The organism is Planococcus sp. 107-1, assembly GCF_021513255.1.
In the GTDB taxonomy this organism is placed as follows: Bacteria; Bacillota; Bacilli; order Bacillales_A; family Planococcaceae; genus Planococcus.
Genome location: NZ_CP090977.1, coordinates 3,471,622 through 3,493,186 on the forward strand (window position 1 = coordinate 3,471,622; position 21,565 = coordinate 3,493,186).

The 21,565-nt window shown below is 46.9% G+C and carries 19 protein-coding genes, 1 tRNA gene and 1 pseudogene; 16 read left to right on the plus strand and 5 right to left on the minus strand.

The genetic code is table 11. From position 1 onward, the window contains the following. Positions 1-109: 109 nt before the first annotated feature. The 13 genes and pseudogenes from veg (at position 110) to L0M13_RS18105 (ending at position 14,356) form a co-directional block, all read left to right on the plus strand. Positions 110-373, plus strand: a complete 264-nt coding sequence (veg, locus tag L0M13_RS18045; protein WP_052649519.1) for a biofilm formation stimulator Veg — start codon at positions 110-112, stop codon at positions 371-373. Positions 374-537: 164 nt separating this feature from the next. Next, on the plus strand, positions 538-1,401 hold the full coding sequence (gene ispE / locus L0M13_RS18050; protein WP_235197761.1) for a 4-(cytidine 5'-diphospho)-2-C-methyl-D-erythritol kinase: 864 nt from the start codon (positions 538-540) through the stop codon (positions 1,399-1,401). 56 nt (positions 1,402-1,457) lie between these two features. Next, a complete protein-coding gene (gene purR, locus L0M13_RS18055; RefSeq protein ID WP_235197762.1) occupies positions 1,458-2,285 on the plus strand; it encodes a pur operon repressor in 828 nt (275 codons plus the stop codon). Between the two features lies 1 nt (position 2,286). Continuing rightward, positions 2,287-2,664 (plus strand): RidA family protein, encoded by a 378-nt coding sequence (locus L0M13_RS18060; RefSeq protein ID WP_235197763.1) that lies wholly within the window; start codon positions 2,287-2,289, stop codon positions 2,662-2,664. Positions 2,665-2,853: 189 nt separating this feature from the next. After that, positions 2,854-3,138, plus strand: a complete 285-nt coding sequence (gene spoVG / locus L0M13_RS18065; RefSeq protein ID WP_052649515.1) for a septation regulator SpoVG — start codon at positions 2,854-2,856, stop codon at positions 3,136-3,138. A gap of 326 nt (positions 3,139-3,464) precedes the next feature. Beyond that, the gene (glmU, locus tag L0M13_RS18070; protein WP_235197764.1) at positions 3,465-4,838 is read left to right on the plus strand and encodes a bifunctional UDP-N-acetylglucosamine diphosphorylase/glucosamine-1-phosphate N-acetyltransferase GlmU; all 1,374 of its coding nucleotides are present in this window, start codon (positions 3,465-3,467) and stop codon (positions 4,836-4,838) included. Between the two features lie 15 nt (positions 4,839-4,853). Beyond that, entirely contained in the window at positions 4,854-5,822 is a 969-nt protein-coding gene (locus tag L0M13_RS18075; RefSeq protein ID WP_235197765.1) for a ribose-phosphate diphosphokinase, read from the plus strand. Between the two features lie 190 nt (positions 5,823-6,012). Continuing rightward, complete coding sequence (locus L0M13_RS18080) at positions 6,013-6,663, plus strand: 50S ribosomal protein L25/general stress protein Ctc (protein WP_235197766.1); 651 nt, start codon at positions 6,013-6,015, stop codon at positions 6,661-6,663. A gap of 103 nt (positions 6,664-6,766) precedes the next feature. After that, positions 6,767-7,336, plus strand: coding sequence for an aminoacyl-tRNA hydrolase (gene pth, locus L0M13_RS18085; RefSeq protein WP_235197767.1), 570 nt, complete (start codon positions 6,767-6,769; stop codon positions 7,334-7,336). Between the two features lie 100 nt (positions 7,337-7,436). Continuing rightward, positions 7,437-10,970: a transcription-repair coupling factor gene (mfd, locus tag L0M13_RS18090; protein ID WP_235197768.1), complete on the plus strand. Its 3,534-nt coding sequence runs from the start codon at positions 7,437-7,439 to the stop codon at positions 10,968-10,970. Between the two features lie 26 nt (positions 10,971-10,996). Beyond that, positions 10,997-12,604: a putative polysaccharide biosynthesis protein gene (locus tag L0M13_RS18095; RefSeq protein ID WP_235197769.1), complete on the plus strand. Its 1,608-nt coding sequence runs from the start codon at positions 10,997-10,999 to the stop codon at positions 12,602-12,604. After that, a pseudogene (mazG, locus tag L0M13_RS18100) lies at positions 12,601-14,063 on the plus strand (nucleoside triphosphate pyrophosphohydrolase). Before L0M13_RS18095 ends, mazG begins: the two are co-directional and overlap by 4 nt. 2 nt (positions 14,064-14,065) lie before the next feature. Beyond that, entirely contained in the window at positions 14,066-14,356 is a 291-nt protein-coding gene (locus L0M13_RS18105) for an RNA-binding S4 domain-containing protein (protein ID WP_235199352.1), read from the plus strand. Between the two features lie 64 nt (positions 14,357-14,420). On the opposite strand, the gene argF is transcribed toward L0M13_RS18105, so the two are convergent. Genes argF through L0M13_RS18125 form a run of 4 tightly spaced genes read right to left on the minus strand, consistent with a single transcriptional unit; the run spans position 14,421 to position 19,524 of the window. Beyond that, on the minus strand, positions 14,421-15,371 hold the full coding sequence (argF, locus tag L0M13_RS18110) for an ornithine carbamoyltransferase (protein WP_235197770.1): 951 nt from the start codon (positions 15,369-15,371) through the stop codon (positions 14,421-14,423). After that, positions 15,368-15,943, minus strand: a complete 576-nt coding sequence (locus L0M13_RS18115) for a hypothetical protein (protein WP_235197771.1) — start codon at positions 15,941-15,943, stop codon at positions 15,368-15,370. Before L0M13_RS18115 ends, argF begins: the two co-directional genes overlap by 4 nt. Beyond that, positions 15,867-18,461, minus strand: a complete 2,595-nt coding sequence (gene carB, locus L0M13_RS18120) for a carbamoyl-phosphate synthase (glutamine-hydrolyzing) large subunit (RefSeq protein ID WP_235197772.1) — start codon at positions 18,459-18,461, stop codon at positions 15,867-15,869. The genes L0M13_RS18115 and carB overlap by 77 nt, the downstream gene beginning before the upstream one ends. Beyond that, complete coding sequence (locus L0M13_RS18125) at positions 18,454-19,524, minus strand: carbamoyl phosphate synthase small subunit (RefSeq protein WP_235197773.1); 1,071 nt, start codon at positions 19,522-19,524, stop codon at positions 18,454-18,456. The genes carB and L0M13_RS18125 overlap by 8 nt, the downstream gene beginning before the upstream one ends. A 279-nt stretch (positions 19,525-19,803) precedes the next feature. Between L0M13_RS18125 and L0M13_RS18130 the strand changes: the two genes are divergently transcribed. The 3 genes from L0M13_RS18130 (at position 19,804) to L0M13_RS18140 (ending at position 21,353) form a co-directional block, all read left to right on the plus strand. Then, the gene (locus tag L0M13_RS18130) at positions 19,804-20,226 is read left to right on the plus strand and encodes an FtsB family cell division protein (protein WP_235197774.1); all 423 of its coding nucleotides are present in this window, start codon (positions 19,804-19,806) and stop codon (positions 20,224-20,226) included. Between the two features lie 115 nt (positions 20,227-20,341). After that, positions 20,342-20,773, plus strand: a complete 432-nt coding sequence (locus tag L0M13_RS18135) for a S1 domain-containing RNA-binding protein (RefSeq protein WP_235197775.1) — start codon at positions 20,342-20,344, stop codon at positions 20,771-20,773. Between the two features lie 118 nt (positions 20,774-20,891). After that, positions 20,892-21,353 (plus strand): DinB family protein, encoded by a 462-nt coding sequence (locus tag L0M13_RS18140; RefSeq protein WP_235197776.1) that lies wholly within the window; start codon positions 20,892-20,894, stop codon positions 21,351-21,353. A gap of 43 nt (positions 21,354-21,396) precedes the next feature. Here the strand turns inward: L0M13_RS18140 and L0M13_RS18145 are convergent. Next, a tRNA-Met gene (locus tag L0M13_RS18145) sits at positions 21,397-21,470 on the minus strand. Positions 21,471-21,565: the final 95 nt, after the last annotated feature.

Consider the following 21,565-nt stretch of genomic DNA (forward strand, 5'->3'; position numbering starts at 1 on the left):
CGGATAAAAAAATATTGACAGTAACTATACAACGCTGATAAAATATTAAATTTGCTTGACAAAATAGTCGTATTTTGCTATAATTTATTTATAGTGAGGTGTAGACAAGATGCCCAAAACTTTGGCGGATATTAAAAAATCGTTAGATCTACATTTAGGGAAACGATTGATTTTGAAGGCAAACGGAGGACGCAAGAAAACGGTGGAACGTGCCGGAATTTTGCGGGAAACGTATCACTCCGTGTTCGTAATTGAGCTTGATCAAGATGAGCATGCATTTGAACGTGTGTCTTACAGCTACGCAGACATCCTGACAGAAGCAGTAGAGATTACTGTTTATGAAGGAACAGAAGAAGAACTTGTTGTTAGATAATGAATTCATATTTATATTTTGTAAAATCCACACCTGTTGCTTGAACAGGTTCGTGGATTTTTTTGTTTTTTCAGGGTTACTGGATTTCAGATTTTCTTAATTCTTCCTATTCGAGCCGCTTGTGTTAAAATAGTGTTCATCAGAATAGTAAAGGAGGCAGTGGAATGCTCTACGTAAAGGCGCCTGCCAAAATCAATTTAACGTTAGATGTTTTACATAAAAGGCCGGACAATTACCATGAAATCGAAATGATCATGACAACTGTCGACCTGGCTGATCGCATCGGCTTGAAAGCGACAGAAAGCGGAATCCATATTGAATCCGCTGACCGCTTTGTCCCAAACGATTCGCGCAACTTAGCTTATCAAGCCGCACAGCTGCTAAAAGATAAGTTCCATATCAAGTCGGGAGTCATCATTTCTTTGGACAAACAGATTCCTGTAGCAGCTGGCCTTGCTGGAGGAAGCAGCGACGCAGCTGCCACTTTGAAGGGATTAAACCAATTATGGCAATTAAACTTGTCGTTGGATGAACTCGCAGAGCTTGGCGCGCAAATCGGATCAGACGTCTCGTTTTGCGTATACGGAGGCACTGCGCTAGCCAAAGGGCGTGGAGAAATCATCCAGGAGCTGCCGACACCGCCGAACTGCTGGGTGATCTTGGCGAAACCGACGATTGGCGTTTCGACGGCAGATGTCTACGGGGCTTTTGATGTTACAAAAGCGGAGCATCCGAATACCCAAGCGATGATCGAAGCGTTGGAGACTGGCGATTACCAAGCCATGTGCGACAATCTTGGCAATGCATTGGAAAGCGTGACCTTAAATCTGTATCCGGAAGTGGCACAGATCAAAGAACAAATGAAGAAGTTTGGTGCAGATGCTGTATTAATGAGCGGAAGCGGTCCGACCGTCTTCGGCTTGGTCCACCAGGAAGCCCGGATTCCTCGTATTTACAACGGTTTAAGAGGATTTTGCGCAGAAGTCTATGCCGTGCGTTTGATTGGTGAACGGGACCCCCTTGCTTAAATACGTATATTTATGGTAAATTTTCTATAAATCATTCGTGTTTAGGAGAGGGTAGTATGAAGTGGAAGCGCAGTGAACGTTTAGTTGATATGACGCATTATCTTTTGGAACATCCACATAAGTTAATTCCTCTTACATATTTTTCGGATCTTTACGAATCCGCTAAGTCTTCGATTAGCGAAGATTTGGGGATTGTTAAAGAGACCTTTGAAGAAAAAGGAATTGGGCTATTGATGACCGTGCCGGGAGCAGCAGGCGGCGTAAAATACGTACCGAAACTGCAAAAGCCAGAAATCAAAGCCATTATGGATGAATTGATCGAAGAATTAAGCCATTCGGACCGGCTATTGCCGGGGGGCTATCTTTACATGACCGATGTGCTTGGCAATCCAAGCATCATGAACCGGGTCGGCAAAGTGTTTGCAACAGCTTTCGCCGATGAAAAAATTGACGTCATCATGACGGTGGCTACAAAAGGCATCCCGATTGCCCATGCTATCGCCCGCCATTTGAATGTGCCGGTTGTCATTGTCAGACGAGACAGCAAGGTAACAGAAGGATCTACAGTCAGCATCAATTATGTGTCAGGTTCATCTCGCCGCATCCAGACCATGGTGTTGTCGAAGCGGAGCATGAAGAGCGGTCAGCGTGTCTTGATCACCGACGATTTTATGAAAGTCGGCGGAACGATGAATGGCATGAAGAATTTATTGGAAGAATTTGAATGCACCCTAGCCGGAGTCGCGGTACTCGTCGAAGCCGAGCATTCAGATGAACAACTTGTTGAGAAATACCTATCATTGGTTAAATTGCGTGAAGTCAGTGAAAAAGAACGCAAAATTGCTCTTGAAGAAGGAAACTATTTTACAAATGGAGGGTTTTAACATGAAATTTGTAGCAACCGATCAAGCAGCCGCAGCAATTGGCCCATATTCGCAAGGTGTGATTGCAGGAAATCTGTTTTACAGTTCCGGCCAAATTCCATTGACGCCGTCAGGGGAAATGGTGGAAGGGTCGATTGTCGACCAAACGCATCAAGTATTCGCCAACTTGAAAGCTGTCCTGGCAGAAGCAGGCTCTTCGCTTGAAGGCGTGATCAAAACCACGGTATTCATTAAAGACATGAATGATTTTGCAGCGTTGAATGAAGTGTATGCTTCGTATTTCGGCGACCATAAACCTGCCCGCTCTACTGTAGAAGTGGCGCGGTTGCCAAAAGATGCAAAAGTTGAAATTGAAGTCATTGCAGCCCTTGCTGAATAAGCCATCCTTCGGGATGGTTTTTTCTTTGCTCTTTTGTACATGATGAAACTCAGACGGGCGGTTTCCGCTTTTCTGTTTATTAATTAAATTTTCTAATAAATTTTGTAATTTATGAAGGAGTTTAGTCCTTTGCATCGAATTACCTTAAGAGCATTCTATTTTGCAACTTAGAAGAGAGGTGGTGAAACAATGGAAGTAACTGATGTAAGGCTTCGGCGAGTACAAACGGATGGTCGGATGCGGGCTATCGCTTCCATCACGTTGGACAACGAATTTGTTGTACATGATATCCGGGTGATCGATGGCAACGAAGGGTTGTTTGTGGCAATGCCAAGTAAACGGACACCAGATGGGGAGTTTAGAGACATTGCCCATCCGATCAACTCCAGCACGCGCAATAAATTACAGACTGCTGTATTAACTGCTTACCAGCAAAGTGAAAATGATCCGGTTTTTGAAGAAGCCGGTGTTTAATTGAGCCACCTCTTGAGCCTTCGCCCATTGAAAGGCTCTTTTTTATTTTCGTGAAATAATGTCATCGGATTGTCATGCCCCGAAACCTTGAAAAATCAAGGTTTTTCGGATATAGTTAAGGATAGTGCAGGAGTTAGACATTCAACAGAAGCTTTCAAATTAGCACTTTTTTACTCATCAATCGCTTGTTAACGTGTTCTGTTTCCATACGCAAAGTCCAAATCGTCGAATCGGCGTTTTTTTTTGGAGATTTAGTTAACGTGTTGGCAGAACAGGGAATATGGGACAAATAGATAATAAATACATACAGACGGAGGATCGACTATATGACAAATACATACGCAGTCATTTTAGCTGCTGGGCAAGGAACACGCATGAAGTCAAAGCTTTATAAAGTGCTTCACCCTGTTTGCGGCATGCCGATGGTAGAGCATGTTGCTAACAATGTACAACAATTGGGTGTTGAAAAAATTGTTACAATCGTCGGCCACGGTGCTGAAAAAGTGCAGCAGCAGCTTGGAGAAAAAAGCGAGTATGCGCTGCAGGAAGAACAACTTGGAACGGCGCATGCTGTCCAGCAGGCGGCTTCCATGATCGAAGGTTTGCCTGGAACGACTTTGGTCGTTTGCGGCGATACACCATTGATCCGTCCAGAAACGATGGAAGCTTTGCTTAGCCATCACGCAGAAACGGCAGCGAAAGCTACCATTTTAACAGCGATTGCCGAGAACCCAACCGGCTATGGCCGAATTCTTCGCGACGGGACAGGCGGCGTTTCAAAAATCGTTGAACAAAAAGATGCTTCTGCAGAAGAGCAGAAAGTGAAAGAAATCAATACCGGCACTTATTGCTTCGACAATGAAGCGCTTTTTGAAGCATTGAAACACGTTTCAAATAACAATGCACAAGGCGAATATTACTTGCCAGACGTCATTGAAATCCTTCAAAAACAAGGCGAAGTGGTTGCGGCTTACGCGACGGACAGCTTTGAAGAAACACTTGGCGTCAACGACCGTGTCGCTTTGAGCCAAGCTGAAGGAATCATGCGCAGCCGCATCGCTGAAAAGCATATGCGTGCAGGTGTAACGATCATCGATCCAGCAACTGCCTATATCAGCGCAGAAGCGGTAATCGGGGCGGATACAATTATCCAGCCGAATGTAACGATTGAAGGAAACTCAGTGATCGGTGAAGATTGCATCATCACATCCAATAGCCATATCAGCAATAGCACGATTGGCAGCCGGACAGAAATCCGTTCTTCGCATGTCTACGACAGCAAAGTCGGAGAAGATACAGCAGTTGGGCCATTTGCGCACTTGCGTCCGGAAACAGAGCTTGGCAATGAAGTGAAAATCGGCAATTTTGTCGAAGTGAAGAAATCCACTGTCGGAAACGGCAGCAAAGTCTCCCACCTAAGCTATATCGGAGATGCCCTTGTAGGAACAAACGTCAATATCGGCTGTGGCAGCATCACGGTCAATTACGACGGTAAAAATAAACATTTGACAACGATTGAAGACGATTCGTTTATTGGCTGCAATTCCAACTTGGTTGCACCGGTGACAGTCGGCAAAGGGTCGTTTATCGCAGCGGGATCAACGATTTCAAAAGACGTTCCAGCAGATTCCTTAGCTATTGCACGCGCTCGGCAAGAAAACAAAGAAGGCTATGTCAGTAAATTAAACCTGAAAAAATAGGAGGCTACACACGTAATGAGTTATCAAATTGATGCAGCGACCACTAAAATGAAAATCTTTTCATTGAATTCCAATCAAGGATTAGCAGAGGAAATTGCAGAACACGTAGGTTTGCCATTAGGAAAAAGCTCAGTCACCCATTTCAGCGACGGTGAAATCCAGATCAATATCGAAGAAAGCATCCGCGGCTATGATGTCTTCATCGTTCAATCTACTTCACAGCCGGTCAACGAAAACCTGATGGAATTATTAATTATGATCGATGCTGTCAAACGTGCTTCTGCTCGTACAGTAAACGTTGTAATGCCTTATTACGGCTATGCGCGCCAAGACCGCAAAGCCCGTTCACGTGAACCGATCACGGCTAAATTGGTAGCAAACCTATTAGAGACTGCAGGAGCGACTCGTGTCATTGCACTCGATTTGCATGCTCCTCAAATTCAAGGATTCTTTGATATCCTGATTGATCATTTGGTAGCTGTGCCTCTTATTTCAGACTACTTCTTAAAAGAAAGCGGCATCGATTTGGAAAACGTTATCGTTGTTTCTCCTGACCATGGCGGTGTAACGCGTGCCCGCAAAATGGCGGATCGCCTGAAAGCGCCGATCGCGATTATCGATAAACGCCGTCCGCGTCCGAACGTAGCAGAAGTCATGAACATCATCGGGAATGTGGAAGGCAAAACGGCCATCATCATCGATGACATCATTGATACAGCAGGAACGATTTCAATTGCTGCAAGCGCATTGATCGAAAGCGGAGCAAAAGAAGTCTATGCATGCTGTACACATCCGGTTCTTTCAGGGCCTGCTGTCGGCCGCATCAACGATTCTGTCATCAAAGAATTGATCATCACGAATTCAATTGCGTTGCCGGAAGAAAAGAAATCGCCAAAAATCAAGCAGCTGTCTGTTGCGAAATTATTGGCTGAAACAATCGTCCGCGTACACGAACAAAAATCTGTCAGCACATTATTTGACTGAGTTTGAAACCTCGGTAAGCTGAAATGAAGAATGGGGAACCACAAATCGATTCGCAGCTACATCGCGGAATTTCACTTAAATGAGTAAATGAATTTTACGCTGTTTATACAGCTCATTTTCCTGAAAGGTTTGGCTTTTGCAAGATAGGGTAAATACTCACTATGCATAATTAAACTGGAGGATGAAGAATATGAGCACAAAAATTACAGCACAAAAAAGAGAAAGCGGTACACCGCATTCATCGTTAACTGAATTAAGAGGAAAAGGCGATGTTCCTGGAGTCGTTTACGGCTTCCAGACAGAAACCACTCCTTTAGTGGTATCAGAAATTGATTTGATTAAAACCTTGCGTGAATCTGGACGCAATGGCGTCATCAATTTAGAGATTGATGGAAAATCCATAAACGTAGTATTGAATGATTTCCAAAGAGATGCGTTAAAAGGAAACTTTGAGCATGTCGATTTCTTAGCAATTAACATGTCTGATGAACTTGAAGTTTCAGCGGCTGTCCATATGGTCGGCGAATCTCCAGGAGAAAAAGAAGGCGGCGTTGTCAATCAGCCTAACCGCGAAGTGACAATTAAAGTCAAGCCTTCTGACATTCCGGACTCATTGGAAGTAGATGTTTCTAATCTAGCGATTGGCGACACGTTGACAGTCGGCGATATCCGTGGAAACGTTTCGTATGAAATTTTAGATGAAGATGACTTCATTTTAGTCTCTGTTACAGCTCCTCGTTCTCAAGAAGAGTTGGATGAACTTGAAGCGCCTGCTGAAGATGCAGCTGGAGAACCAGAAGTAATCAATGGCGACGCTGAAGACGGCGAAAAAGAAGCTTAATCAAAAAAGAAAAGGGGCTGTCGAGAGACAGCCCCTATTTTTCTGTTTTAATAAGTATTTGTGGTAAAATGTGAAGCAGTGAAAACAGCAAAGGAAGATGGCTATGAAATTGATTGTGGGCCTGGGAAATCCCGGGAAAGCATATGAATCAACCCGGCATAATGTCGGTTTTCAAGTAATCGACTATTTGGCATCCAAATGGAATGCCCCTTTGACTCAGTCGAAGTTCAAAGGAATGTACTCGATCATCCACCGGCCGGAAGGAAAAGTCATGCTATTGAAGCCGCTGACTTATATGAATTTGTCAGGTGAGAGTGTCGGCGCTTTAATGGATTATTACGATGTGGCAATTGAAGACTTGGTGGTTATTTATGATGATCTGGATTTGCCTACCGGGCAGCTGCGGCTTCGCCAAAAAGGCAGTGCCGGGGGACATAACGGCATCAAATCGCTCATTCAACATTTGGGCACTCAGCAATTCAATCGCATGCGTGTGGGCATCAGCCGCCCGCCTGCCGGGATGAAAGTGCCGGATTACGTGCTCGCGCGTTTCTCGGAATCCGAGGCTCCGGAAATTTCCGAAGCGATCAAGAAAAGCGCAGAAGCCTGTGAGTTATGGCTTTCTAAACCGTATCTTGAAGTCATGAATGATTATAATGCAGCCGTTAAATAGAATTTCGCTTTGGCGCAAACAGCGTCCAGAGCTTTTTTCTGTTTCTGAATGAGGCAGGAAAATCACGAATACACTGTTTATTTTGAAAGGAGGAATCGGGATGGATCGTATATTAAAATCGTTTGCTGGGGATTCTCATACGCAGGCATTGATTGCAGATTTGAAAAAAGGGCAGGACCATCAATTGATTTCAGGATTGTCCGGCAGTGCACGCCCTATTTTTTATCAGACGGTTTGGGCTGAATCAAATACCCCATTATTGGTTGTAGCGCCGAATTTATTGCATGCACAGCGCACTTATGATGACTTGGTCAAATTGATGGGGGAAGAGCTTGTCCATCTCTATCCGGCAGATGAATTGATAGCGGCAGATGTATCATTCTCCGGCCCGGAACTGCGCGCCCACCGAATTGATACGCTGGATCACATGAAAAATGTCGGAAAAGGCATTTACATCACGCCGGTTGCAGGGATGCGGAAGTTGATGCCATCCCATGAGCAATGGGAATTTTCAACCTTGCGTACCCATACAGGAGATGAAGTCGATGCAGAAGAATGGATTGGGAAATTGGTGGCGATGGGCTATTCACGTACGCCGATGGTCACGACTCCAGGCGAATTCGCCTTGCGCGGCGGAATATTGGATATTTATCCTTTGAATTTTGAACACCCAGCCCGCATTGAGCTATTTGATACGGAAGTCGACTCCATCCGCCAGTTTTCAGCAGAAGACCAGCGTTCACTCGATAAGATGGAATCCTTGTGCATCTTGCCGGCCAGTGAATTGGTGCTGACGCGTCTGCAAAAGCTGGAATTGGCAGAGAAAATCGAGGAGAAGCTAGCTGCTACATTGAAAAAAGTGAAAGCGGACGACACAAAAGAAGCGTTGCTTCAGCATATCCAGCATGATATCGACATGCTTCGGGAAGGCAATGTACCGGATCAAGTGGCGAAGTATGCAGCATTGGTGGACAGCCAATCGGCATTCTTAGGCGATTATTTCCCGGGGAATGGCGTCATTTTCTTTGATGAACTTGGCAGAATCCAGGAAATGACCGAAACCTTGGAGCGGGAAGAAGGCGATTGGATCGTTTCGCTGCTCGAAGAAGGAAAGTTCCTTCAGGACCTCCCGCTGTCGTATACGTTCCGTGAAGTGCTCCAGAAAACAAAGCAGCAAGTTGCTTTTCTTTCTTTATTCGTCCGGACATTCCCGTCGATTCAAGTGAAGAAATCGATTACGTATTCGTGCAAGCCGATGCAGTCTTTCCACGGACAGATGAATTTGCTGAAAGCGGAAGTGGAGCGCTGGACGCTAGCTAAGTTCCAAGTGTTTATCATCGCAGAAGGCGAAGAGCGGATGCGGAAAGTCCGTTCAGTGCTTGAAGACTACGGAATGGAAGCAGAAATCATTACGGCTGCGACCAATGTGCAAGGCGGCCACATGTATTTAGTCGATGGCGACTTGTCCGGCGGATTTGAAATGCCGCTTCAGCGCTTGGCGGTCATTACGGATGCGGAAATGTTCAAATTGCAGGCGAAGAAAAAGACGCGCCCGCAAAAGCTGACCAATGCGGAGCGCATTAAAAGCTATTCGGAAATCAAACCTGGCGATTATATTGTCCATATCCATCACGGCATTGGGCGTTATGTCGGTATTGAAACTTTGGAAATCGGCGGCGTCCATAAAGATTATTTGCACATTGTCTATAAAGCGGATGACAAATTATTCGTGCCCGTCGACCAAATCGATTTAATCCAGAAGTACATTGCTTCCGAAGAAAAAGAACCGAAGCTGCATAAGATGGGTGGAGCGGAATGGAAGAAGACGCATCGGAAAGTCTCCGCTGCGGTTCAGGATATCGCCGATGACCTCATTAAACTCTATGCGGAACGCGAAGCATTAAAAGGCTATGCGTTTTCCGAAGAACAGGACATGCAGCGCCAATTCGAAGCGGAATTCCCTTATGAAGAAACCGTGGATCAGCTGCGTTCGATCACCGAAGTAAAGCGCGATATGGAAAAAGAACGGCCAATGGACCGTTTGATATGCGGCGACGTCGGCTACGGCAAAACCGAAGTGGCGATTCGTGCCGCATTCAAAGCAGTGCTTGATGGCAAACAAGTGGCCTTTTTAGTGCCAACGACGATTCTCGCCCAACAGCATTTTGAAACGATGAGCGAACGGTTTAAAGACTACCCGATTACGGTTGGGCTGATGAGCCGCTTCCGTTCGAAAAAGCAGCAAACCGAAACCGCTAAAGGCTTACGTAACGGTACAGTTGATATCGTCGTCGGAACGCATCGTATCTTATCCAAAGACATTGGCTATAAAGATTTAGGGCTGCTGATCATCGATGAAGAACAGCGCTTTGGGGTTACCCATAAAGAAAAGATTAAGCAAATGAAAACGAATGTGGACGTTTTGACATTGACGGCGACACCAATTCCGCGGACGCTTCATATGTCCATGATTGGCGTACGTGACCTTTCCGTTATCGAAACACCGCCGGCCAACCGTTTCCCGGTGCAAAGTTATGTCATGGAACATAACGGTGCCCTTGTGCGCGAAGCGATTGAACGTGAAATGGCACGGGGCGGCCAAGTGTTCTATCTCTATAACCGGGTGGATGATATGACCCGGAAAGTGGAGGAAATTCAAGCCTTGGTGCCGGAAGCACGTATCGGACATGCCCATGGGCAAATGTCGGAAACGGAATTGGAGTCTGTCATTCTCGGATTCCTGGACGGCGACTACGATGTGCTCGTAACGACGACAATTATTGAAACCGGGATCGATATTCCGAACGTCAATACCTTGATCGTTCATAATGCGGACCGTATGGGCTTATCGCAATTGTATCAATTGCGTGGCCGCGTCGGCCGTTCAAGCCGTGTCGCTTATGCGTACTTTATGTACCAGCGCGATAAAGTGCTGACCGATGTAGCGGAAAAACGCCTCATGGCCATCAAGGAATTTACGGAACTTGGATCCGGCTTCAAGATTGCGATGCGGGATCTGTCCATTCGCGGTGCCGGAAATCTGCTCGGTTCGCAGCAGCACGGCTTTATTGATTCCGTCGGCTTTGATCTGTACTCGCAGATGCTGGAGCAGGCCATCGAAGAGCGCCGCACCGGCATCAAAAAAGAGGAGATTCCGGAAGTCGAGATTTCGCTGGATGTGGATGCTTATATTCCAGACAGCTACATCGGCGACGGCTACCAGAAAATCCAGATGTATAAACGCGTCAAAGGCATCGAAACAGAAGAGGAAGTTGCCGAACTGCAAGATGAATTGATCGACCGGTTCGGCGATATGCCGATTGAGACCGATCGCTTGCTGAGTGTAGCGCGCATGAAAGTTTGGGCGCGCCTGACCGGTGTCGAGTCGATCAAGCAAACCGGAAAAATCATTACAATCAAGCTATCAGCAGAAGGCACTTCTGCGATGAATGGCGGCAAGCTCGTCGAAGAATCGGCAGCTTACGGCCGCGCTGTCGGTTTCAGTATGGCTGGACAGCAGCTGGTGATGACCATTGATGAAAACAAAACCAAGAAGCATCATCCGTTTGATGTGCTTGAAGGCATGATGAAGCTGCTTCCGGAATCGCTTCGGGAAGAAAAGCCGGTCAGTTAATTTGTAGAGGGAATGAGTGAAGCCCGTTGGCGAATGAAGGAACAATGAAAACATTTATGAAAGGCGCAGTCCTTTTGACGATGGCGGGCTTTATCGTCAAATTGCTGAGTGCCATTTACCGCGTGCCTTTCCAGAACTTAGTCGGTGACCAGGGTTTTTATATTTACCAGCAAGTGTATCCGTTTGTCGGCATTTTCAGTGTCTGGACTTCCTATGGTTTTGCAGTAGCGGTCTCAAAGCTGCTCGCTGATTCAGAAAAACAGGAACATGGTGTGATTTTGCGGATCTCTCTCGGTTTTATTGCGGCCGTATCGCTAGTGGTTTTTTTGGTGCTGTTTCTAGGAGCGGAAGGGTTGGCCGGTTGGATGGGCGACCGGAACCTTGCTCCGCTTTTGCAAATTGCCGCTTTAGCGGTATTGCTGATGGCACCGATTGCTGTGATGAAAGGGCATTTCCAATCCCGAAATCATATGCAGCCCGTCGCCTATGCGCAAGTGATGGAACAGGCGATCCGGGTATCGGTCATTTTACTCGGTTCATGGCTAGTGGTCATGGCGGGCTATTCGTTGTATGCGGCGGGAAGCATGGCCATACTCGGTGCCGCTGTCGGGGAACTGGCAGCAGTACTCTTGCTTGTCTATTATTTCCGTCGTTCTTACAATCGAAGAGAACCTTCTTCAACAGCGATCCGTCCATGGCTGATCATAAAAAAAATGACGGTGATCAGTTTAAGCATCAGCATGAGTTCATTGATCCTGCTGTTTTTTCAATTGGTCGATTCGTTTTCCGTGTTTCGTCTGTTGACTGAGGCGGGGATCGACCGAATTTCGGCAATGGAGCAAAAAGGGGTCTACGATAGAGGACAGCCGCTCGTGCAATTCGGCATTCTCATGGCGACATCGCTTGCACTTGCCATCGTGCCGCTTGTTGCCCAAATGGCGAAAAAACCAACCGGAAGACCGGCTCAAGCCTATGCGCAATTGGCTTTCCGCGTATCGTTTTTATTTGCTTTTGCTTCAGCGGTAGGTTTGTCATTAGTCATGCCGTATGTCAATGAAATGCTGTTTGAAACCCGTGAGGAATCAGCGGCATTGATCGTTTTCAGCTGGCAGATCGTCTGGATGGCGTTATTGCTGGTTTTGACTTCCTTGCTCTACGGACTAGGAAAAGTGAAGATTCCTGCTTGGCTATTAGCGGGAGGCGTCGTGATCAAAATCATCGGCAATTGGCTGTTGATTCCGCTTTGGGAAGTGACAGGTGCTGCGCTTGCGGGAAATCTCGGGCTCGCATTCATCGTTTTCGGCTTGTTGCTGTATTTTAAACGTGTCTGGCCGATCCGATTGGCGCCTACTCGCTATTACGGCTGGATTTTAGCTGCTTCTGCGGCGATGGCATTTGCAGTCACCGGTTGGTCATGGTTCGCTGATGGCGTCGTCTTCGACGGGTTCGGGAGCCGCTTGTCTGCTGCCTTTATCGCCGTGACGGCCGTTCTTCTCGGTGCGGCTGTGTTTCTGGTTGTGGTTGCGCGCAGCCGCATCATCACGGAAAAAGAATGGTTTATCATTCCGTTCGGCAGGAAATTGGCAGGGCTTCAATTGAAATTGAACGCCAGAAAAAAAGGAGATCGTATATGAACACCATCCAAGTAATCGGGCTGGGCGCAGGAGATTTGGATCAACTGCCGCTTGGCGTTTATAAAAAAATAAAAAATGCTGCAGAGTTATATGTGCGGACTGAAGACCATCCTGTCTTAAAGGAATTGGCGGAGGAAGGCGTCACTTTTAATTCTTTCGATGCCATTTACGAAAAACACGATACCTTTGCACCGGTCTACGCGGAAATCGCAGATACGCTGATTGCGTTATCCAAAGAGCAATCCCTCATTTATGCGGTACCGGGTCATCCATTGGTCGCTGAACAGACGGTTCAATATTTAGTGGAAGCTGAAAAAAAGGAGATTTCCATTTAGTGATTGAGGGGGGACAAAGCTTCCTGGATCCGATTTTCGGAGCGCTCCGCATCGATCCGATTGAAGGATTTCAATTGCTCGATGGCACAGCGATGGCAAGCGACGATGTGAATATGGCGCAGCATGTCTTGATTGCACAAGTCTACGATTCCTTTAGTGCTTCAGAAGTGAAATTGACGCTAATGGAAAAATACCCGGAAGACTACGAGGTGACCATCGTGACAGCGGCGGGTTCAGCAAACGAAGTGTTGCGGAAGGTTCCGCTCTATGAGCTGGACCGTGCAACGGAAGTGGATAATTTAACGACCATTTACGTGCCGCCAGCCGTGGATCAGATGGACCGCTTAAAAGAATGGCAGACGTTCCGCCAAATCGTTGCCCGTTTAAGAAGCCCTGAAGGCTGCCCTTGGGACCGGGAGCAGACGCATGAATCATTGCGTCCGTATCTATTGGAAGAGGCCCACGAGCTGCTCCAGGCGATTGAAGAAGAAGATGACGAAGCGATAGCCGAAGAACTGGGCGATGTGCTGCTCCAAGTATTCCTGCATGCGCAAATTGGCCAGGACAATGGCTATTTCCAGCTGGAAGATGTGCTGTCAACGGTCAGCGCCAAAATGATCCGCCGCCATCCGCATGTTTTCGGTGATGCCGAAGCGGCAACATCAGATGAAGTTGTATCAAACTGGCAAGCGATCAAAGCACAGGAAAAACCGCAGTCGGCTTCCATTCTTGGCGGACAGGAACGCTACAGTTCCTCTTTGATGACGTCTTACAATTACCAGAAAAAAGCGGCGAAAGTCGGCTTTAGCTGGTCGGATGCAGATGGGGCATGGGAGAAATTCGCGGAAGAATTGCAGGAGTTTCAAGCGGAAGCGGCGAAAGGTTCCAAAGAGCGGCAGCTCGATGAACTGGGCGATCTGCTGTTTACCCTCGTCAACATTGCCCGCTTTTACCAATTGTCGCCTGAAGAGGCCATGGTCCATGCCAACCGGAAATTCCAGCAGCGCTTCAGCCATGTTGAAAAGCGCGTCAGCGAAGGAAGCGGCAATTTCAGCGATTATACATTAGCGCAATTAGATGAATTTTGGAACGAAGCCAAAACATTGGCAAGAAGGGAAGAATGACGATGCGTCTGGATAAATTTTTGAAAGTTTCACGCTTGATCAAACGCCGGACTTTGGCAAAAGAAGTAGCTGACCAAGGACGGATTACCGTAAACGGCAATAAAGCAAAAGCAAGCTCGGTCATCAAAGAAAATGACGAATTGCAGATCCGGTTCGGGCAGAAAGTCGTAACGGTGCGTGTGGATATGTTGAAAGAAAATGCCCGAAAAGAAGAGACGGCCAATATGTACACCATCTTAAAAGAAGAAAAGCTGGATAAAGTAGAACCCGAATTCATCGATGACGAAGCGTGAGGGTTTGGAAAATGAAAAGCTGTTCCGGAAGCCAAACGCTTCTGGAACAGCTTTTTTGTGTTTATTAGTCGGCCATTAAGGCAACAAGCAAAGCTTTCTGTGCATGCAATCGATTTTTGGCTTCCTGGAAAACGACTGAGTGCGGACCTTCAAGAACGGCGGTCGATACTTCTTCTTCGCGGTGGGCAGGAAGGCAGTGCATAAAAATATAATCCGGGTTCGCATGCGCTGCCAGTTCTTCGTTCACTTGATACCCCTGGAAATGTTCCAGACGCTCCAGCGCTTCCGCTTCCTGGCCCATGCTCGCCCAGACATCCGTATAAATCACGTCACAGCCTTTGACTGCCTCGACGGGATCGATTGTAATCTGTATGGTTGCCCCAGTTTGCAGTGCAATCGTTTGAGCCAGTTCAACCATTTCAGATTTCGGTGCATAAGCGGCAGGAGACGCGATGGAGATGTCCATTCCGACTTTCGCTGCACCGATCATCAGTGAATTCGCCATATTATTGGCATCACCGATATAAGCCATTTTCTTTCCTGCACAGCTGCCGAAATGTTCTTGGATCGTCAGGAGGTCGGCAAGCACTTGGCATGGATGAAAATCATCTGTTAACCCATTGATGACCGGGACCGAACTATGGTCCGCCATTTCCTGGACCGTTGCCTGGTCAAATGTCCGGATCATGATGCCATCGAGGTAGCCGGATAAAACTTGTGCGGTATCTGAAATCGTTTCACCGCGCCCCATCTGGATGTCCCGTGTACTGAGATGCATCGCATGGCCGCCGAGCTGCAGCATGCCGGCTTCAAAAGACACACGTGTACGGGTGGACGATTTTTCGAAGATCATGCCGAGCACTTTGCCTTCCAATAAAGGCAGGTATTTGTTTTCCGGTTTCTTCAATTCTGCAGCGAGCTCAAGCAAATCCAAAATCTCTGAGCTGCTGTAATCTTTTAGCGACAGCATGTGTTTTTGGGCAAGCTGTGGGGCATAGGGCAAAATCGTGGTCATTGTACAAGCACTCCTTTCGTATTTCCGTTGATCGCTTTGACATGTTCTTGAAAAGCACCGATGGTTTCTGTGCGTGTCCAAACGTGAAGACGGTGGACAGCAGCTGCAGCTGCCTGGATTTTATCGGGATCGGGGACTAAATCGATATACGCTTTCTTATCGTCCGTTTTCAGCCACTCTTCAAACGGCGTCGCTGTTTCTGTTTGAAAGGCGAAGCCTTGATCTTTCCAGAATTTCTCATCAATCAGCGGAAGCGAGGCTTCAGTAATGAAAATGGTGCCGCCGCCTTTTAGTGAAGCCAATTGCTGAGATGCACCGTCCAGCGCTTTTTGCATCGCAAGACTGGAGTCCCGGCTGCTGCCGATGACTTCTCCCGTCGACATCATTTCAGGTGAGAGGACAGCGGACAAGCCCGGCAGTTTAATATGTGAAAACACCGGAGCCTTTACGGTATATTCCGGTTGTCCATTGTATAATTCCTCGATGCCGAGTTCCTCAAAAGGCACACCGAGCATCAATGCCGTCGCCAATTGCACAAGCGGGACGTCGGTGGCTTTTGAGCTGATCGGCACAGTACGGGAAGCCCGGGTTTATTTCCATGACGAATAATTGATCGCCTTCGTAAACAAACTGGATGTTGAATAAACCCGTGTATTTCATATTGCCTGCGATATGCCGCGCGGTCGCTGTCAATTTTGCGAGTGCTTCGGAAGACAGCGAAACTGGCGGCGTAATGGAAATACTGTCGCCGGAATGGACGCCGGTGCCTTCAATATGCTCAAAGACAGCGGAAATCCATACATTTTCTCCGTCCGATAAAATATCCGCTTCCACTTCTTTTCCGGTAATGAAATGATCCACGAGTACGGGGTAAGACATGGCCGTTTGCATCAGCCATTGTTGTAATTCTTGCTCGTCATGCAAAACCGTCATGCCTTTGCCGCCGATGACGTAAGACGGACGCAGCATGACCGGATAGCCGAGAATGCCGGCAAACTCTTGAACTTCTTCCAGTGTCCCAGCTGTGAAGCTTGGAATAACAGGCAGGCCGATCGATTCCAAAAATCCATAAAATCGTTCCCGGTCTTCCATTTGATCCAATAGATCCACTTCGGAACCAAGAATTGTGATGCCTGCCTCTTCCAGTTCCGCTGCCACATTCAGTGAAGTCTGGCCACCGAACTGGACGATGACTTGCGTGATGCCTTCGAAGTCGAGCACATTCAAAATGTCTTCAGCCGTCATCGGTTCAAAATACAACGCATCCGCGATTTCGTAATCGGTGGATACCGTCTCTGGGTTGTTATTGATCATAATGGCTTCATAGCCATGCTTTTGAAGAGCGAGCACGCTATGCACGCAGCAATAATCGAATTCGATGCCTTGTCCGATCCGGATAGGGCCTGACCCGATCACTGCCACTTTTTTCTTCGTAGATTTTCGTTCGTCCGCCTGGCCGTTCCAAGTGGAGTACAGGTAATTGGTCTGCGAACGGAATTCCGCCGCACATGTATCAATCACCCGGTAAGAAGGGAATAGGCTCCAGCTTTTGCGCTGGCCCCAGATTTCAGCCGGAGAGACATGCCACAGATCGGCTAATTGCTTATCGCTGAAACCGAGCGCTTTCGCTTGCTTTAAGCGGCTATAGGTCATACTGTTCCAGGACAATAAATGCAATTTATGCCATTCATCAACGATGCGCTTCAAAACGTATAAGAAGTAAGGGGCAATTGCAGTCATTTCCTGCACTTGCTTTACGGTTTTATTGCGGATCAGCAATTCGAACAGCACGAAGAGCCGGCGGTCGTCCGGTTCTGAGGCCATCTTTTCTAGAGTCGCTGTCGGCAATTCAGCGAGTGCCGGCAAGCGGAAACCGTCGAGCGGCATATCGAGCGAGCGGATCGCTTTTTGGAAAGCGGCTTCCATGCTGCGTTCAATGGCCATCACTTCGCCAGTCGCTTTCATCTGCGTCCCGAGTGTGCGGTTCGCCTGGTGGAATTGATCAAATGGCCAGCGCGGAATTTTCACGGTGACATAGTCGAGTGCAGGTTCAAAACTCGCAAATGTCGTACCGGTCACTGGATTTTTCAATTCATCCAAGGTGTATCCGATCGCCAGTTTCGCTGCAATTTTTGCAATCGGGTAGCCGGTCGCTTTAGAAGCAAGCGCCGAAGAACGGCTGACCCGGGGATTGACTTCGATTAAATAATAAGCGGAAGTTTCAGGATGCAAGGCGAATTGGACATTGCAGGCACCGACAATCCCGAGTGCATCAATAATGTTGATCGATGCAGTACGGAGCATATGGTACTCGCGGTCATTCAATGTCTGGCTCGGAGCCACTACAATCGAGTCGCCTGTATGTACGCCGACAGGATCCATATTTTCCATATTGCATACTGTGATGCAGGTGCCGTTTTGGTCGCGCATCACTTCATATTCAATTTCCTTGTAGCCGGCAATGCTTTTTTCTACCAGGCATTGCTGGATAGGACTCGCGCTTAAACCTTGTGCAACAAGCGAGACATATGCAGCCTCATTTGCAGCGATGCCGCCGCCAAAACCGCCCAAAGTATAGGCAGGGCGGACGATCAATGGATAGCCGGCTGTATCGGCAAATTTCAATGCTTCTTCAATGGAATAAATGATATCGCTGCTTGGGACAGGCTGTTCCAATTTATTCATCAGTGCACGGAACTGTTCACGGTCTTCTGCTTGCTTGATCGAATCCATATCGGTGCCAAGCAGCGAGACGCCGTATTTGGCGAGGATGCCGGAATCCGATAAAGCCATTGCTAAATTCAATCCGGTTTGTCCGCCGACTGTAGCGAGCAAACCATCGGGACGTTCTTTTTCGAGAATGCGGACAAGGCTGTCGACTGTCAGCGGTTCGAAATAGACTTTATGGGAAATGGTTTTATCCGTCATGATCGTGGCCGGGTTGTTATTGACGAGAACCACTTCGATGCCTTCATCTTTCAAAGCAAGGCAGGCTTGAGTTCCTGAATAATCGAATTCGGCAGCTTGTCCGATGACAATGGAGCCGGAACCGATCACTAGCACTTTTTGGATGGCGGGCTTTTTAGGCATGTAAGGTCACCTTCTTTTTCTGTTGGATTAATGCGAGAAACTGGCTGAATAGTTCTTGGTGTTCAGCGGGTCCTGGCGCTGCTTCCGGATGAAATTGGACCGTCAGTAGCGGAAGTTCGGGATGGCTCAATCCTTCGATGCTGCCGTCATTGACGTTTTTATAAAGAATGGAAAGCGGCGTTTCCGATATGCTTGCATCTTCTACGACGTAGCTGTGATTTTGGGAACTCATTGTCACTTGCTGCGTCTTTGTATGGATGACTGGATGATTGGCGCCGCGATGGCCATAAGGCAATTTCGTCGTTCGGGCGCCGAAAGCGGAAGCGATAATCTGATGGCCGAGGCAAATCCCGAAAGTGGGATAGCGTTCTGCCCAGTCCCGGTAAACCGGAAACAGCGGGGCTAAGGCAGCGGGGTCGCCAGGGCCGTTGGAAAACAGCAAGCCGTCCAGTTGAAGTGCATCCAGCTTCTCAGTCAGTAAATTATAGGGGAGAATGCTGACTTTGCATTTGCGCTGCAGCAATTCCGTTAATATAGAAGATTTAAAATGGAAATCAATTAGGCCGATGTGAATGTCTCCATCGCCGAATACTGTAATTTCCTCTGTGTGCTGGTGTTCCGGGAAAAAGTCGGTTTGGATGGGGTTCCATGAAATTACGGAAGAAGTGAATGGGCTCATTTCTGACTGCATCGTCCCGTATTCGCGGACAATCTGAATAATGGAGCGAGTGTCTACGCCGGCTAAAATCGGAACTTGGCCCCTTGCTGCAAAGTCACCGAGGGAAATGGCCCCTTTTTCTAAAGGCCCTTCGTAAAGCTCCACTACGACAATTCCAGCTGCCTGAATCTTCTCTGATTGAATATGCTGGCTTTGGATGCCGTATTGGCCGATTAATGGATAAGAAAAGACGATGATCTGTCCCTTATAGGAAGGGTCAGTCAACACTTCTTCGTATCCCGTCATGCCCGTGAAAAAAACAATTTCGCCTTGAATGGCTGTTTTAGCGCCGTGCCACTGCCCTTTAAAGCTGATTCCGTTCGAAAGTGTTAACAAGCCTGTCATATGTCCACTCCATTCTTTATTCATTAATAATGCATATTTATAAATTTTCATTTGAGTAAAAAGTATTTTTATGAATAAAATCAAGCGTTTTTGAATAATGACTATTATTATATAATGTATAAAAATTAAGTCAACAGTATTTTTATTAATTTAAAAGAATGTTCAAGTAATTTTTTTCCCAGAAATGTTTCAAAAGTAGTAAGAATTGCAAAAAAACCTTATAATTACTGGGTTTTTCATGTATAATGGCAACAAAGTGAGTCGGAGGAGGGAAGAGTCATGAGTTTGAAGAGAGAAAAGCCGTCGGAGCAGCGCGAAGTCGCTTCAATTCGCAATGACTATGTCCGCTCGGTTGAACGGAAAGAAAAGCGTCATCAAGCCCATAAAGTCCGGTTATTCAGACGTCTGTCTGTTTTCGGTATTTTGGTGCTCATGGCGAGCATTTGGATCGGCACCACTATTTATGCCCAATCCCAGACCATTTCTGAAAAAGAGCAGATGCGGGCGGAAACACTGGCTTCGCTTGAAAAAGCGGAAAAAGAGCAGAAGAAACTCGAAGAGCAGATTTTGTTGTTGAACGATGATGAATACATTGCGAAATTAGCGCGTAAAGAATACTTTTTATCTGAGGACGGGGAAATCATTTTCACCCTGCCAAATGAGGACCCAAAAACAAAAGAAAAAGCCGATGAAAAAGAGTAGTCAGTTGACACTCTTTTTTTGATGGTTATAATAAAAAGTGGGACACGTGCCCGTTATAAAGAGTTTATGGCCCAAGTCGGTGTCATTTTAATTTTTAAGGAGGAGCATTTTTTTTATGTCGATTGAAGTAGGCAGCAAGTTAGAAGGTAAAGTTACAGGTATTACAAATTTTGGAGCGTTCGTTCAGCTTCCAACCGGTGCAACAGGCCTCGTGCATATCAGTGAAGTCGCTGACAATTATGTCAAGGACATCAATGACCATCTTAAAGTTGGCGAAATGGTAGAAGTGAAGGTTATGAATGTGGAAGCTGATGGAAAAATCGGCCTTTCAATTCGTAAAGCGAAGCCGCAGCCAGAAGGCGCACCACAGCGTCCAGACCGCCCACAACGTCCACGTCCAAGCAACAACCGTTCGTTTGAGCGTGCTCCTAAAGAGAACTTTGAAACAAAAATGGCGAAGTTCCTAAAAGAAAGCGAAGACAATTTGACTTCTTTAAAACGCGCTACAGAATCTAAACGCGGTGGCCGCGGTGCAAGAAGAGGCTAACTTGCTAGCTGTTTTAATAGCATAGGAAAATGCTTCAATACAGCTTAACAATTTAAACTGAAACGCTTCTCAATTGGGAAGCGTTTTTTTTATAAAACAAAGCTGGAGGGGTGCAAGGATGGAAAAACCGCAACTGATTAATGGGATGAATGATTATGAAGTTTTTTTAGCCTCACTGAATACCTCGGTGAAAACGGAAGCGGAAGCGAACACGGCGATTGCTGAAGGGAAATGGTCGATTGCCCAAATCATTATGCATTTGGCTGAATGGGACCGTTTTATGAGGGAGCAGCGTTTGCCCCAAATGGAACAAGGTGCGGAAGTGGAGAGATTGCCGGATGTGGATGCGTTTAATGAAGCCGCAGTAAAACCGGTAGCTTCAATGAAATTCCAAGAAGTGTTGGCCCATGCCCAAAAGCAGCGTGCCTTGTTGGTACAGGAAATTGAAGGCATGACAGACGCAAAATGGCATTCCCATTTTCACATCGGCCAGCGAGAAATGGATCCGGCTGCATATTTTGCGGGCATTCTTGAGCATGATGCCCATCACCGCAAGCAAATAGAAGATTTTTTGGCATGAAAAAAAGCAGCATCCGGTGTGGATGCTGCTTTTGAAAAAATGATGGCGGCAGAGGGGATCGAACCCCCGACCTCACGGGTATGAACCGTACGCTCTAGCCAGCTGAGCTACGCCGCCTTGTTTAAACGAACATTTAATATCATACTATCGAATAGATGGTGTGTCAATTGCAAGTTGAAAATAATTTGATCGCGTATTGGAACACTGAAATT

Bases quoted from the DNA above. Each gene is read 5' to 3' on its own strand.
- veg (WP_052649519.1), top strand. From the start codon at position 110: ATGCCCAAAACTTTGGCGGATATTAAAAAATCGTTAGATCTACATTTA.
- ispE (WP_235197761.1), top strand. From the start codon at position 538: ATGCTCTACGTAAAGGCGCCTGCCAAAATCAATTTAACGTTAGATGTT.
- purR (WP_235197762.1), top strand. From the start codon at position 1,458: ATGAAGTGGAAGCGCAGTGAACGTTTAGTTGATATGACGCATTATCTT.
- L0M13_RS18060 (WP_235197763.1), top strand. From the start codon at position 2,287: ATGAAATTTGTAGCAACCGATCAAGCAGCCGCAGCAATTGGCCCATAT.
- spoVG (WP_052649515.1), top strand. From the start codon at position 2,854: ATGGAAGTAACTGATGTAAGGCTTCGGCGAGTACAAACGGATGGTCGG.
- glmU (WP_235197764.1), top strand. From the start codon at position 3,465: ATGACAAATACATACGCAGTCATTTTAGCTGCTGGGCAAGGAACACGC.
- L0M13_RS18075 (WP_235197765.1), top strand. From the start codon at position 4,854: ATGAGTTATCAAATTGATGCAGCGACCACTAAAATGAAAATCTTTTCA.
- L0M13_RS18080 (WP_235197766.1), top strand. From the start codon at position 6,013: ATGAGCACAAAAATTACAGCACAAAAAAGAGAAAGCGGTACACCGCAT.
- pth (WP_235197767.1), top strand. From the start codon at position 6,767: ATGAAATTGATTGTGGGCCTGGGAAATCCCGGGAAAGCATATGAATCA.
- mfd (WP_235197768.1), top strand. From the start codon at position 7,437: ATGGATCGTATATTAAAATCGTTTGCTGGGGATTCTCATACGCAGGCA.
- L0M13_RS18105 (WP_235199352.1), top strand. From the start codon at position 14,066: ATGCGTCTGGATAAATTTTTGAAAGTTTCACGCTTGATCAAACGCCGG.
- argF (WP_235197770.1), bottom strand. From the start codon at position 15,371: ATGACCACGATTTTGCCCTATGCCCCACAGCTTGCCCAAAAACACATG.
- carB (WP_235197772.1), bottom strand. From the start codon at position 18,461: ATGCCTAAAAAGCCCGCCATCCAAAAAGTGCTAGTGATCGGTTCCGGC.
- L0M13_RS18125 (WP_235197773.1), bottom strand. From the start codon at position 19,524: ATGACAGGCTTGTTAACACTTTCGAACGGAATCAGCTTTAAAGGGCAG.
- L0M13_RS18130 (WP_235197774.1), top strand. From the start codon at position 19,804: ATGAGTTTGAAGAGAGAAAAGCCGTCGGAGCAGCGCGAAGTCGCTTCA.
- L0M13_RS18135 (WP_235197775.1), top strand. From the start codon at position 20,342: ATGTCGATTGAAGTAGGCAGCAAGTTAGAAGGTAAAGTTACAGGTATT.
- L0M13_RS18140 (WP_235197776.1), top strand. From the start codon at position 20,892: ATGGAAAAACCGCAACTGATTAATGGGATGAATGATTATGAAGTTTTT.